This window comes from Holophaga foetida DSM 6591 (genome assembly GCF_000242615.2).
Classification (GTDB): Bacteria; Acidobacteriota; Holophagae; order Holophagales; family Holophagaceae; genus Holophaga; species Holophaga foetida.
Genome location: NZ_KI912268.1, coordinates 611,441 through 624,411, shown reverse-complemented (window position 1 = coordinate 624,411; position 12,971 = coordinate 611,441). Strand labels below are relative to the sequence as shown.

The 12,971-nt window shown below is 53.7% G+C and carries 10 protein-coding genes; 2 read left to right on the top strand and 8 right to left on the bottom strand.

The features are described 5' to 3' along the window. Positions 1–719: 719 nt before the first annotated feature. From HOLFODRAFT_RS24260 to HOLFODRAFT_RS24245, 5 genes are all read right to left on the bottom strand, one after another. Positions 720–1,364, bottom strand: a complete 645-nt coding sequence (locus HOLFODRAFT_RS24260) for a hypothetical protein (protein ID WP_005031137.1) — start codon at positions 1,362–1,364, stop codon at positions 720–722. 1,021 nt (positions 1,365–2,385) lie between these two features. After that, positions 2,386–2,859, bottom strand: coding sequence for a hypothetical protein (locus HOLFODRAFT_RS24255; protein WP_005031388.1), 474 nt, complete (start codon positions 2,857–2,859; stop codon positions 2,386–2,388). 144 nt (positions 2,860–3,003) lie between these two features. Further along, positions 3,004–3,399: a DUF6228 family protein gene (locus HOLFODRAFT_RS25685; RefSeq protein ID WP_425280003.1), complete on the bottom strand. Its 396-nt coding sequence runs from the start codon at positions 3,397–3,399 to the stop codon at positions 3,004–3,006. Between the two features lie 2,090 nt (positions 3,400–5,489). Continuing rightward, positions 5,490–5,918, bottom strand: a complete 429-nt coding sequence (locus HOLFODRAFT_RS24250; protein WP_148300328.1) for a hypothetical protein — start codon at positions 5,916–5,918, stop codon at positions 5,490–5,492. 114 nt (positions 5,919–6,032) lie between these two features. Further along, positions 6,033–6,614, bottom strand: a complete 582-nt coding sequence (locus HOLFODRAFT_RS24245) for a hypothetical protein (RefSeq protein WP_005031391.1) — start codon at positions 6,612–6,614, stop codon at positions 6,033–6,035. A gap of 821 nt (positions 6,615–7,435) precedes the next feature. On the opposite strand from HOLFODRAFT_RS24245, the gene istA reads away from it, so the two are divergent. Together istA and istB are read left to right on the top strand one after the other, a co-directional pair. Beyond that, positions 7,436–8,623 (top strand): IS21 family transposase, encoded by a 1,188-nt coding sequence (gene istA, locus HOLFODRAFT_RS0202700; RefSeq protein ID WP_244432592.1) that lies wholly within the window; start codon positions 7,436–7,438, stop codon positions 8,621–8,623. Then, the gene (gene istB, locus HOLFODRAFT_RS0202695; RefSeq protein ID WP_005031389.1) at positions 8,617–9,393 is read left to right on the top strand and encodes an IS21-like element helper ATPase IstB; all 777 of its coding nucleotides are present in this window, start codon (positions 8,617–8,619) and stop codon (positions 9,391–9,393) included. The genes istA and istB overlap by 7 nt, the downstream gene beginning before the upstream one ends. Positions 9,394–10,216: 823 nt before the next feature. Here the strand turns inward: istB and HOLFODRAFT_RS24240 are convergent. The 3 genes from HOLFODRAFT_RS24240 to HOLFODRAFT_RS24235 all read right to left on the bottom strand — a co-directional run bounded on the left by HOLFODRAFT_RS24240 (position 10,217) and on the right by HOLFODRAFT_RS24235 (position 12,474). Continuing rightward, positions 10,217–10,654 (bottom strand): hypothetical protein, encoded by a 438-nt coding sequence (locus HOLFODRAFT_RS24240; RefSeq protein WP_005031396.1) that lies wholly within the window; start codon positions 10,652–10,654, stop codon positions 10,217–10,219. Positions 10,655–10,842: 188 nt separating this feature from the next. Continuing rightward, positions 10,843–11,277 carry a TspO/MBR family protein gene (locus tag HOLFODRAFT_RS25680; protein WP_084053245.1) on the bottom strand — a complete coding sequence of 145 codons (435 nt, stop codon included), beginning with the start codon at positions 11,275–11,277 and terminating at the stop codon, positions 10,843–10,845. A gap of 135 nt (positions 11,278–11,412) precedes the next feature. Further along, positions 11,413–12,474 (bottom strand): TIR domain-containing protein, encoded by a 1,062-nt coding sequence (locus HOLFODRAFT_RS24235; protein WP_005031392.1) that lies wholly within the window; start codon positions 12,472–12,474, stop codon positions 11,413–11,415. Positions 12,475–12,971: the final 497 nt, after the last annotated feature.

Below are 12,971 nucleotides of genomic sequence, written 5' to 3'. Positions count from 1 at the left end.
TCGCGCACAGGATGCGCATCCGTCAGTAAGCGAATTGCGTGCTTACGGTGATACCCCGTGAGGGCGAGAAACTCATCCAGGATCCGGCGCTTTTCAGACCGCGTGCCCAGCTGGTACCGCTCTCGGATCGCCTGGATCAATTCCCCACGAACCGCCTTGCTCACTTGCCCCTTCATCGGAACCTCCTGCCGCTATGTGCGGTAGCAGATTACGTGAGGCAACAGGCAGGGTCCGGTAGTCTTTTAGGCGAGGCAATGCGACGCACATTCCTAATTGACGCCGCCCACCTATGAGATGGGAGGGATGCCGAGAGCCCGGAAGTGAAGAAAGACGACACTGTCATCCGTGCTGCCCTTGCGCGGGCGCGACAAATAGCAATACCTATACCCAGGCGGGCCAGTCTAACGACCGGAGTTGCAGCTTCCATAGGCGTGGCGGCCACCATGCAGGGCATCCCCAGATGAATCCTGTGCCGCGCTGGCCCGCTCATCAAGTCCCTGATCTAAAAAAGCGGGTCGTTACCAAAGCGCCGCCCAGGCTTTCAGCCATTGCAACGCCACAGCGTGGCAGGGGGTCTAACGAAAGGAGTTAACCGGACCAACAGCCGGTGAGATGAGCGGAGGGGACGAGAAAGCGGGATGCATGGGGGAGATTGGAAGACCGTGGCTGTTGGGTCCGGGTTGAACGATTGGTTAGGCTCGCTGGGGACGGCTAATGTATTAAACCACTGGCTCTCGTTCAAGCGTACTGTTTGGGAAAATGCCTGCTGCTGTGAGTTTTGAAATTAAGTCTGCGCCACCGAATTCGCGGGCATAGTTCATTTCTGCCCGATGGATGTTGATTGCAACCATTAACCCGAAATTCTTATTATTGATGACAAGGGGCCTGTCGTGCTTGGTTATCGCTGTTACGATAAAGCATTGACCACCGAGCTCCTCGTCAAAGTCCATTGGGAACTCGATTGTGTCGTTAATATTCAGGGTTTTTTGTGATGCATATAATGCCAGTGCATTGAGTGTGGCATTGATTCTTCGATGCGCTGTTCCCATTGGAGACTGGAAGTCATTGGCTAGGTCAAGATTGAAAGTGATTGGTGAAAACATGCATAATTCAAACGCAGGGAAATCTCGATTCTTTGGCCCATTCCCAAATTCATCGATTAACTCTTTGGTGGCGACTGCAAATCCGGTTTTTTGGGGGTAATAGTAAAGATCGAGTCCGCCACCAACAGAAAATGGGATTATTGCATGCATAACCATGTTGTGCTCAGGGCCAAGAATAGCCTCGAGTGCATCTGATTTGAGTTTGTCCCATTTCTCCGGTGAAGGTTGCAAGCCTAAGAGTTGTTTGATTTTTAGGAACATTGAAAACCTTAGATAGTGAGCCTAACGAAAGGAATTAACCGGACCAACAGCCGGTAAACGGGGCGAGAGGGAAGAGTGCGAAGGAATCATGCGGAGAGGACTTGGAAGTGGGTCGCGGCTGTTGGGTCCGAGTTGAATGGAAGGTTAGGCGCGCTGGGCTTTTACCTGGGAGTGGGACACGGCGGGGGGAAGGGTGAACAGAGCGTGGACCTGAACGAAAGGGCGCTGGCCGGGAGGCGTTGAGGAGGCCAGGGGGAACGAGACGAAGGGCGTATCGGGCAAGTGGTGGATGAGGAAACGATGAATCGAGCGTATCCGAAAAGGCGATGAGGGGCGAATGCCATGGAGTGAACGCTGGGGAACCCCAGAACGAGGCCTTTTTGACGGAAAGCGAGGAGACTTGGAAAGCTGGTAAAAGCCTTGTGAACGGCGCTGAAGCCAGACGGAGCGCCACGCCTAACGAAAGGAATTAACCGGACCAACAGCCGGTGAAGGGGATGAGGAGGAGGACGGAGTAAGAATCATACGGAGAGGGCCTGGAAGTAGATCGCGGCTGTTGGGTCCGAGTTGAATGGAAGGTTAGGCGCGCTGGGCTTTTACCTGGGGGTGGGACACGGCGGGAGGAAGGGTGAACGGAGCGTGGACCTGAACGAAAGGGCGCTGGCCGGAGGTGTTGAGGAGGCCAGGTGGAACGAGACGAAGGGCGGATCGGGCAAGTGGTGGATGAGGAAACGATGAATCGAGCGTATCCGAAAAGGCGATGAGGGGCGAATGCCATGGAGTGAACGCTGAGAACCCCCAGAACGAGGCCTTTTTGACGGAAAGCGAGGAGACTTGGATAGCTGGTAAAAGCCTTGTGAACGGCGCTGAAGCCAGACGGAGCGCCACGCCTAACGAAAGGAGTTAACCGGACCAACAGCCGGTGGGATGAGCGAAGGGGACGAGAAAGCGGGATGCATGGGGGAGATTAGCAGATCGTGGCTGTTGGGTCCGGGTTGAACGATTGGTTAGGCTCAGGGGGCTATTTGGTGGTGGTTACAAAACCTGAGTAATTTTCATTTCCTGGGACAAAAGAGACAGTAAAAGGGCAAGAATAATAACCTGGAATTTTCTTTTTGAGTATGAGATTGAATCCAGATTTGCTTTCTCCAGGTTGGATTAGTGAGCCCCTCAGGCTGATTGTTTCTGGCTGTTTCCAGCAAACGAAGAACTTTTCTGGGAAGGTCTCCTCAAGGCGTAAGGAGAATCCTTGCCAATTTGGTGGAGATGAAATCGTTTTTGGCTCGGCATCCAATACCGGATCATTGGTGTCAATCCGGCCAAGGTCGATCATCCAAATCGGCTTATTGTGCTGGTTTCGAATGTGGTACTTGTAAACTACACCCGATGCGGTTTTTTCAGTGGTCACGGAAAAAACAGCCTTTGGTATTTGGCTAAAAGCCAAATTTGCTATGAGTGTTGTAGATGCCAAGGTGAAAATTAATTTTATGTGCATCTTGTTTCCATGGGGAACGTGAAGAGCCTAACGAAAGGAGTTAACCGGACCAACAGCCGGCGAGATGAGCGAAGGGGACGAGAAAGCGGGATGCATGGGGGAGCTTGGAACACCGCGGCTGTTGGGTCCGGGTTGAACGGAAGGTTAGGCGCTAGGTGACCTGAAGAATGCTTTAGCTGCTTTTGCAATGGATGGCAGTAAGCCTAGCTCTGAGGTGATGGAAAAGGACGCTTGCCATTCCTCGGGAGCCCCTGGTTGGCCTGAAATTGAAACGGTGAACAGGACTTCGCCAAGGGGGCTGCATGTAGCGGAAATTGAAAACTCGTCTTCGAGTGAACGCCATTCGAAAGGTTGACGCCAGGGTTGCTCCCACGCTGCAAGTGTTTCAAAAAATCGAACTAGCCCGAGAGGATCAGTGTAGGTGCACACCGCTTGCGCGGCGCGAAGATCGTTGCCTCGTAAGTCTGCTGTGAAATATTCGCCGGAAAGATCTCGGAAGACCAGTTCTCGGTCAGAGGTGTTGGAGCGAATGGAGAACATGTGGGTGCCTAGGAGCGCCTAACGAAAGGAGTTAACCGGACCAACAGCCGGTGAGGTGAACGAGGGGGATGAGAAAGCGTTATGCATGGGGGAGATTAGTCGATCGCGGCTGTTGGGTCCGGGTTGAACGGAAGGTTAGGGCGCGGGAGAGATACGTTACTAAAAGACTGCCAAGGGTTATAGCGACTGCTGTGGCGATGAATTGTATGGGGAAATTGCGCAGAAAGCCAAACCTGGTTTGTTTACCTACGGTGAGCCACGACAAGGAATCGGCTACACAAAGGGCAAATATGGCGACAAGGCATGTCAGCAAGATTCTCTTTGGGTGAGATGTGAGTCGTGAGGCTATAACGGGTGATAGCCATAAGGAAAGCCAGAGGAGAAACAACAATATTGCGCTTTCGCTAACTGGCGCATGGGCTTTGGAAAAGGAGTAGGCCCCTGCAACGGCAAACGCGACAGTGGGGATGAGGAGTGGGCGCATGGGAGCGGCCTAACGAAAGGAGTTAACCGGACCAACAGCCGGTGGGATGAGCGAAGGGGACGAGAAAGTCGGATGCATGGGGGAGATTAGCAGATCGTGGCTGTTGGGTCCGGGTTGAACGGAAGGTTAGGCTGTCACAGTTTATATAGTTCTATGTGATTCATGATCTCTTTGCTGATTGAATTAAACGAATACAAACCGGAGGTTATCCAGGACTCGGTGTTGCCGATATTGCTGGAGACAAGAAAATGCTGAACAAGTTCATCGTGTGGATATAGGTACCAGGAGGACTTGTAAGGGAACGCAATATGAAGCGACTTGCCAAGGTATTTCTTGTCCAAGGTGAGTCGACCCTTTAACTGAACTCGGAGAAATGAGTCACCATCGATATGTTGAGCGATGAAGTCAGCGCCCTGCCAGTCATCGCTGAGCCGGATGGATGTAAAGCCATATTCCGAAAGCAATGCCGCAATTTGGTGAAAATTGAAATTCTCGCGTTGTCGGGAATTTAGGGATTCGTACGGAACCTTTTGGAATCGCATGGGTGCAGCCTAACGAAAGGAATTAACCGGACCAACAGCCGGTGAAGGGGACGAGGAGGAAGACTGAGTAGGAATCATGCGGAGAGGACCTGGAAGTAGATCGCGGCTGTTGGGTCCGAGTTGAATGGAAGGTTAGGCGCGCTGGGCTTTTACCTGGGAGTGGGACACGGCGGGAGGAAGGGGGAACGGAGCCTGGACCTGAACGAAAGGGCACTGCCGGGAGGTGTTGAGGAGGCCGGATGGAGCGAGAGGAAGGGCAGATCGGGCAAGTGGTGGATGAGGAAACGATGAATCGAGCGTATCCGAAAAGGCGATGAGGGGCGAATGCCATGAAGTGAACGCTGAGGACCCCCAGAACGAGGCCTTTTTGGCGGAAAGCGAAGAGACTTGGAAAGCTGGTAAAAGCCTTGTGAACGGCGCTGAAGCCAGACGGAGCGACACGCCTAACGAAAGGAGTTAACCGGACCAACAGCCGGTGGGATGAGCGAGGGGGACGAGAAAGCGGGATGCATGGGGGAGATTAGCAGATCGTGGCTGTTGGGTCCGGGTTGAACGGAAGGTTAGGCCGTGGACGATTGGTAGGGGATAGGTTCTCGGGACGTTGAAAACGGTTAAATATGATGTTTTACTGTATTTAAAGATTAGTGCCAGGCTGCAGTGGCCAAAACTCTATGCCAGAAGAGGAAGACAGCAACAGCGGTAGCCATGAGCAACAAGGTGAGTGCTTTTAGTAATAATTTCAATTTCAGGTTGGAGCTATCTACTAATACACATGCTATAGCACCATTTGCAATGGATATGATTGGGAACAGATAAATGGGGATTATGAGAAATGCTAACAGGCACGTGAGTAAAGAAAAACCAAGGGAAATGAGGGCAGTAATAAGTGCAATCAAGTTTCTTCTGCTCATAGAAATGATGGCGTCCTTTGGCACGGCCTAACGAAAGGAGTTAACCGGACCAACAGCCGGTGGGATGTTCGAGGGGGACGAGCAAGCGGGATGCATGGGGGCGATTAGCAGATCGTGGCTGTTGGGTCCGGGTTGAACGGAAGGTTAGGCTCGCTAGCTATTCGGATTTACACGGACCAAATGGAAAGGCGCATGTTCGGCGTTTGTTGCTTCGGGTGAACCCGGAAGAGTCTTTCTGATAGCTGTGCCAATAATTTCATTATGCGAATCTAGTTCTAGGATGGCAGTGTAATCCACTCTGGACCCTGTCATGATAATGGTAAAAATCTTAGTTCCAGAAATTTTGCCTTCTATAATATAAGGACCGAGGGTTCCATGAAATTCAGATCCGGTTTGGGTGATTTCAGCGTACCCCCAGCCTCCCGCGAAATAGGAAAGCTTGCTTTCCCATGATCCAGCAATATTTATCGAAGTTGGCTCTGTTTGAGATGCTACCCACGACCGTGCTACATCAGTATTAACGCCAGTGCAAGCGGTAAGCAGAAGTAATGCTGCAGAAAGCAATGTAGGACGAAGAATCATAAGATCTCCTTAAGGAAGAAGGGGTGGTGTGTAGAGCCTAACGAAAGGAGTTAACCGGACCAACAGCCGGTTGGATGAGCGGAGGGGACGAGAAAGCGGGATGCATGGGGGAGATTAGCAGATCGTGGCTGTTGGGTCCGGGTTGAACGATTGGTTAGGTTGCGGCGAATTGAGGGGAACACCAAGATCAGGCCGAAAAATAAAGAAGGAAGACCAATACTGTGGTGGTTCTTCGGATGCATCTACCCCGCTCGCACGGCCGACCTGGAATTGAATATTTGGAGCCAATTTGGCTAAGACGGAATCTAGGTCAGGGATTCCCCACTCAATTTCCGGGTAATGAACAGGGAATACGGTGCCGTTTACATTCGGTGTGTGCAGGAACACAGCGTCCTGACTTGCGTCCTGGCAGTTGAGAATGAGCCAGGCTTGAAGCTGTGTAGGGAACCGATGTTGCACCTCGAAAATTCTATTAAGGACAATCAGCAAAGCTTTTAAATGTTCGGTCCTAGAACGCAGACTGACATTTCCAAGGCCAAACCAATCGGAGTGGTAGTGCCAGAAGTCCCACCAATCCTCTGGGTTTGGATCAAGAGTGAAACGCTCTGCATCTTTGATTAGCTTAGAGAAATAGCGCCGAAGCCCGCGGATTTTTCTACTTGGGCCTTTGCATGATGTTTGGAGAGGGTGGTGCATTGAGAGCAACCTAACGAAAGGAGTTAACCGGACCAACAGCCGGTGGAATGTTCGAGGGGGACGAGAAAGTGGGATGCATGGGGGAGATTAGCAGATCGTGGCTGTTGGGTCCGGGTTGAACGATTGGTTAGGTCGCGACACTGATCTGCTCTAGGGTAACGTGCTTTTCCCAACCCTTAGATGTAACGATAAGTTCCACCAGTACCTCGGCCCCTGTGTCTGTTGGGGCTGTGCATTCGATAAGAGCGAAGAAGACTGGCTCATCCTCCGCAAAGTATTTCACCGCAGTCGAAGTAGGCTGGGAAGAGGGGACCAAACATCCGGCACGGAGATCGTTAAGGCATAGCGACAGATCATCCTGGATGGCGGAAGTAGCCTCTCGTCCAAGAGCAAGAGCGTACCCAAAGCGGTTTGCCAAATCATGAATGTTGCCAAAACTGAGAAGCCGAACTGCCTCGACACCGAGTTCCGCTAACGATGCTTCATCTGTCATGTTTGCTGGAATCTGCATGAGCGGCCTAACGGAAAGAGTTAACCGGACCAACAGCCGGTGAGATGAGAGAAGGGGACGAGAAAGCTGGATACATGGGAGAAGTTGGAAGACCGTGGCTGTTGGGTCCGGGTTGAACGACCGGTTAGGCAGACGGACAGGATTTGCCTTGGCGTGGGGAACTGCGGGCAGAAATGTCAGGCGACATCAGAAAATGACCCCCTGGCGACACGAAATCTGACCCCCCTCACGAGAGGGGAAGCAGATGGAAATGGAGAGACGGGATCCTGGTCTTCGGAAGCCGGAGGCCTGGATGCTTGGGGAGAATGCGGTGGCACAGATATTCGCCTTGAGCGAGTTGGGGTGGGGTTCGAAGCAGATCGCCCGGGAGGTGGGCGTGGCGAGGAACACGGTCCGGGCTTGGCTTCGGGAGGGGCCTGATCGGCAGTATGGAGGCGAGGGGCGGGTCGGCTTTCTGGATCGGCACTACTTCTGGATCCAGAGCCGCTTCCAGGCCGGAGTCCGGAACGCGGACGTCTTGCGGCAGGAGTTCGAAGCCATCGGGATATCGGTGAGTCTCCGGACCGTGGAACGCGCCCTCAGGCCGTTCCGTCAGAGTTGGCAGAAAGCCCAGCAGGTCACCATGCGCTTTGAGACCCCGCCTGGCCAGCAGATGCAAATCGACTTCGGGGAGAAGTGGCTCCAGATCGGCGGGGTGCGCCAGAAGCGCTATGTATTCGTGGCCACCCTGGGGTATTCCCGACGCTGCTACGCCGAGATCTTCGGCAGCCTGCGGCAGAGGGACTGGATCATGGGGCTGGAGCGAGCCTTTCGCCACTTCGGGGGTGTCCCCGAGCAGCTCCTGAGCGATAACGCCAAACCCTTGGTGGATCGCCGGGAGGGCGGGAGGGCCGTCTTTCATCCCGAATTCGAAGCCTTCTGCAGGCACTGGGGGACGGTCCCGAAAGCCTGCCAGCCCTTTCGGGCCCGGACCAAAGGTAAGGTGGAGCGCGGTGTGGGCTACGTGAAAGGCAATGCCCTGGGCCGCCTGGAATGGGTGAGCGACGAGGCGTTGGATGAGCACCTGCTCTGGTGGATGCGGAACGTCGCAGATGTGCGGATTCACGGCACGACTTTCGAACGTCCCATCGATCGATTCGGAGCGGAGACGGCCGCCCTCCGGCCCCTCGTGAACCATCCCAGCTACCTGCGCGTTCGCCATTTGACCCGGAAGGTGGCCTCCGATGGGCGGATCGACGTGGACACCAACCACTACAGCGTTCCGCCGCGGTTCATCGGAGCCACCCTGGAGGTGCGAATTGAGGCGGATTCCCTGGCCGTGCTCTGGCAGGGCCAGATCGTGGCAAGCCACGGGATCCATCCGGGTCGGCACCAGGTCGTAGAGGATCCAGATCATGCCATCCACCATCTGGAGGGCCGAAGCCTGCCTGTGCAGGCGAGCGGGATCTGCCGACCCGTCGCGCACTACGCCGCCATCGCAGGAGGTGAGGCATGGTAGATCCTCGGATGGAGCGCCTGGAACGGCACCTGACCCGGCTGAAGCTGGTGAGCACCCGGGAACGGCTGGACACGCTGCTGGAGAGCGGTGCCAAAGGGGAGATGAGCTTCCTGGAGTTCCTGGATCACATCATCCAGGAGGAGGTGCAGAGCAAAGATCAGAAGCGCGCCCGGATGCGGATCCAGATGGCCAAGTTCCCCCTGGATCGGCGGCTGGAGGACTATGATTTCAGCCTCCAGCCGAGCCTGGATCGACGGCTGGTGGGGGAGCTGGAGACGGGGCGCTATCTGGCGAACGCCACCAACGTGCTGCTGCTGGGACCTCCGGGGGTGGGAAAGACCCACTTGGCCATTGGGCTCGGCAGGAAAGCCATTGAACTGGGGTACAGCTGCCGTTTCATCCATGCGGTGGATCTGGTGCATCAGCTTGGGGTGGCTTCCGAGCATGGAGCCCTGGAGGATGCCCTGTCCCTCTTTGCCCGGCCCCACCTGCTGATCGTGGACGAGCTGGGCTACCTGCCCATAGAGCGGCAGGCCGGGCACCTGCTGTTCCATCTGATCCGAAAACGGTACGAGAAGGGCAGCCTGTTGCTGACGAGCAACCAGCCCATCGGGGCCTGGGGCGAGATGCTGGCCGACGAGGTGGTGGCCACGGCCATCCTGGACAGGCTGCTCCATCACAGCCACATCGTGACCATCAAGGGCGAAAGCTATCGCCTGAAAGAGAAACGCCGGGCTGGCGTGGTGCCATGCCCGGAAGGGGTCCGCTGACGACCGCGCCCGGCGGGGCGTCCTCCGCTTCGGCCTACGGCCTTCGCTGCGGACACCCCACCGGATCACACACCAAGGGGGTCAATATTCGTGTCGTCTCGGGGGTCAACTTTCGTGTCGCTTGACACTGGTTGTGGCCTTAGCCCTGTCCGGCAGCCTTAGGGCAAGGCAAGGCGATCAGCCACCACCAGTTTCTGGTAAAGGGAGCACTGCCCTCCTGGTGGCACCAATTTGTCTGGTCTTCGGTCGTTGAGGCCTAACGAAAGGAATTAACCGGACCAACAGCCGGTGAAGGGGACGAGGAGGAAGACTGAGTAGGAATCATGCGGAGAGGACCTGGAAGTAGATCGCGGCTGTTGGGTCCGAGTTGAATGGAAGGTTAGGCGCGCTGGGCTTTTACCTGGGAGTGGGACACGGCGGGAGGAAGGGGGAACGGAGCCTGGACCTGAACGAAAGGGCACTGCCGGGAGGTGTTGAGGAGGCCGGATGGAGCGAGAGGAAGGGCAGATCGGGCAAGTGGTGGATGAGGAAACGATGAACCGAGCGTATCCGAAAAGGCGATGAGGGGCGAATGCCATGGAATGAACGCTGAGGAACCCCAGAACGAGGCCTTTTTGACGGAAAGCGAGGAGACTTGGAAAGCTGGTAAAAGCCTTGTGAACGGCGCTGAAGCCAGACGGAGCGACACGCCTAACGAAAGGAGTTAACCGGACCAACAGCCGGTGGGATGTTCGAGGGGGACGAGAAAGCGGAGTGCATGGGGGAGATTGGAAGACCGTGGCTGTTGGGTCCGGGTTGAACGGAAGGTTAGGCGCGATGGACGTTATTGGTTTTGGTGGACGTCTTTAAGCCAAGGAGGAAGTTTGAGGCCTGAAATTGACTCGAGGAATGATGGTTTGTATGAGAGGAGGCAGCCTAGCATCGAGTTGTAGACGACCACATGCTCAGAGCTTGAAAGATAGATATCGATTGGAAACCTGTAGGAATCTGAATCCGTACCGAGGTGAGGGTGCGAGAGGAATGGAATGGTTTTGGTTTCAATTTCTAACCACTGGTTGCTAGAGAAATGGAACGGCAGGGATCTGAAGAGTTCTTCTCGCTTTGGATTGGCACCACCATTCTCTGTGCAAAGCTCCGGGTAATAGTCGCCGTCTTCCCAGCCTTGAACTTGCAAGGTGATTTTCCTTGATTGACCGAAGAGTTCTTTGGCAAGTTCGAGGAATTGCCCTGAAGTGACATTCCTTTGGTATTCGTGAGCCATAGTGGCGCCTAACGAAAGGAGTTAACCGGACCAACAGCCGGTGGGATGTGCGAGGGGGACGAGAAAGCAGGATGCATGGGGGAGATTAGCAGATCGTGGCTGTTGGGTCCGGGTTGAACGGAAGGTTAGGCCAAGAGATGAGGGTTGCTTTTCCAGACAGTGAACGCAAGGAATGAGGCGAAGGTCACTCAGGCTAGGTAAGGAAGCAGGAGGAGCGCTGCGCGTGGGTGTATGCGCCAGAAGGCGACGATGGTGGCAAGGATCGAGGCCAAAAGAACCAGGATTTCTGCAAATGCCAATCCACCGAGATGCCAAGCGAAAAACAGCCAAGTCCAAAGGGCATTTAGAGCAAGTTGGACGAGAAACAGGGAAAGAGCAATTCGAGCCTTTCGAAACCCCTGAATGCGCCATACAAGCCAAGCTGAGAATGCCATGCAGAGATATAGCAAGGTCCAAACTGGGCCAAAAATCCAACCCGGTGGTGCCCATGCGGGGCGAAAAAGCGTTTGGTAGAAAGGCCCGGCTTGGGCAGAGGCGACGCCCCCAATGCCTGCAGCGGCGAAGCAAACCAAAAGCCAGGCGAAAAGCCCGAGGATTTTTTGGGGTGGCGGTGACGCTGTCATGGCATTCCGCAGAGTGGCCTAACGAAAGGAGTTAACCGGACCAACAGCCGGTTGGATGAGCGAGGGGGACGAGAAAGCGGAGTGCATGGGGGAGGTTGGAAGATTGTGGCTGTTGGGTCCGGGTTGAACGATTGGTTAGCCGACTGGAGCATCTTTTGATTGTTTGGCATCAAAGTCAGATATTAAGCCGTTTCCTATCGCCCTGGATCGTGCAAAAATTGAAGCGGTCTTTTCTAAGTTTTGTATCAACACTCTAAGCTCTTTTGTGGTTGAATCCCTAGCGAGTATAAAAGTTCTTTCGATATCTGGGGCAGTTTCTATTGCTCCACAGAGGTCACGTGTTTGCAGTAGGAATGTAGTTGTACCTGATTCTGCTTCATGTATAGCCTTTAGAAGGGTCAAAAGACCATCGCGATCTTCAATGGAATTTATCAGCATATCTGAAGACAATATGTTGTTAATGCTGTTTTCGTGCTTAAAAAGTGCATTCGAATATGTGGAATTTAATTTCTTAAGTCGATTGCTGTAATTGGCTAAATCTAATGCATATCCTTTTACAGCTTGGCGTCGCTCGTTTGCACTACCGAAGAATCGCTCGAATTGCGCGGTGGCTTGTATTGTTTTATCGTTGATCGAGAATGTCTCTTGGGCAAGATTATTAAGAACAGAAGTAAGTTCATCAAGGCTCAACTCCAAATCAGCGACATGGTCTAATAATCCAGCAATAGTCGTTTCCGCCATGACTGTTGAGGGATTAATGAAGATATTTTCTGCGAAATCGCTGACTGGATTGCCGAAATGCACTCTTCCATGAATAGCTTCGGTTGCAAGGCTTGATAATTGTTCCTTGGATGCTCGTATTTTTACAAAATCTGTAGAGTAAGAAATAACCCTATATGAGCGCAAATCGAATGGCAATTCGGCTATATCTTGAACCAATAAAATGGTGGGGCGTTTAAGGGCATGCGCAATTCCTAATTCGTAAAATACATTTGGATTTGCCCCCGTTAAATCGGCAATTATCAAATCTGACGTGGCTATTCCTTGAATAATGTCAGAAATGATATTTTGAGAGTTGTTAATGTCGTCAGCTCGGTAGACGCTATATCCACACTCGGTCAGTGTTTCTAGAATGAAAAGGTTGTAAATATCATCGAATGAACCTGAAAAGGGCATGATTACAAATGCTTTTGCCATGGGGTGACCTCAATTTGTGAATTGGCGGCTAACGAAAGGAATTAACCGGACCAACAGCCGGTAAACGGTGCGAGGGGGAAGGATGCGAAGGAATCATGCGGAGAGGACTTGGAAGTAGATCGTGGCTGTTGGGTCCGAGTTGAATGGAAGGTTAGGCGCGCTGGGCTTTTACCTGGGGGTGGGACACGGCGGGAGGAAGGGTGAACGGAGCGTGGACCTGAACGAAAGGGCGCTGGCCGGAGGTGTTGAGGAGGCCGGTGGAACGAGACGAAGGGCGGATCGGGCAAGTGGTGGATAAGGAAACGATGAATCGAGCGTATCCGAAAAGGCGATGAGGGGCGAATGCCATGGCGTGAACACTGAAGAACCCCAGAACGAGGCCTTTTTGATGGAAAGCGAGGAGACTTGGAAAGCTGGTAAAAGCCTTGTGAACGGCGCTGAAGCCAGACGGAGCGACACGCCTAACGAAAGGAATTAACCGGACCAACAGCCGGTAT

Coding starts and splice junctions, on each gene's coding strand:
- HOLFODRAFT_RS24235 (WP_005031392.1), bottom strand. CDS start 12,474: ATGGCAAAAGCATTTGTAATCATGCCCTTTTCAGGTTCATTCGATGAT.
- istB (WP_005031389.1), top strand. CDS start 8,617: ATGGTAGATCCTCGGATGGAGCGCCTGGAACGGCACCTGACCCGGCTG.
- HOLFODRAFT_RS24250 (WP_148300328.1), bottom strand. CDS start 5,918: ATGATTCTTCGTCCTACATTGCTTTCTGCAGCATTACTTCTGCTTACC.
- HOLFODRAFT_RS24260 (WP_005031137.1), bottom strand. CDS start 1,364: ATGTTCCTAAAAATCAAACAACTCTTAGGCTTGCAACCTTCACCGGAG.
- HOLFODRAFT_RS24240 (WP_005031396.1), bottom strand. CDS start 10,654: ATGGCTCACGAATACCAAAGGAATGTCACTTCAGGGCAATTCCTCGAA.
- HOLFODRAFT_RS25680 (WP_084053245.1), bottom strand. CDS start 11,277: ATGACAGCGTCACCGCCACCCCAAAAAATCCTCGGGCTTTTCGCCTGG.
- HOLFODRAFT_RS24245 (WP_005031391.1), bottom strand. CDS start 6,614: ATGCACCACCCTCTCCAAACATCATGCAAAGGCCCAAGTAGAAAAATC.
- HOLFODRAFT_RS24255 (WP_005031388.1), bottom strand. CDS start 2,859: ATGCACATAAAATTAATTTTCACCTTGGCATCTACAACACTCATAGCA.
- HOLFODRAFT_RS25685 (WP_425280003.1), bottom strand. CDS start 3,399: ATGTTCTCCATTCGCTCCAACACCTCTGACCGAGAACTGGTCTTCCGA.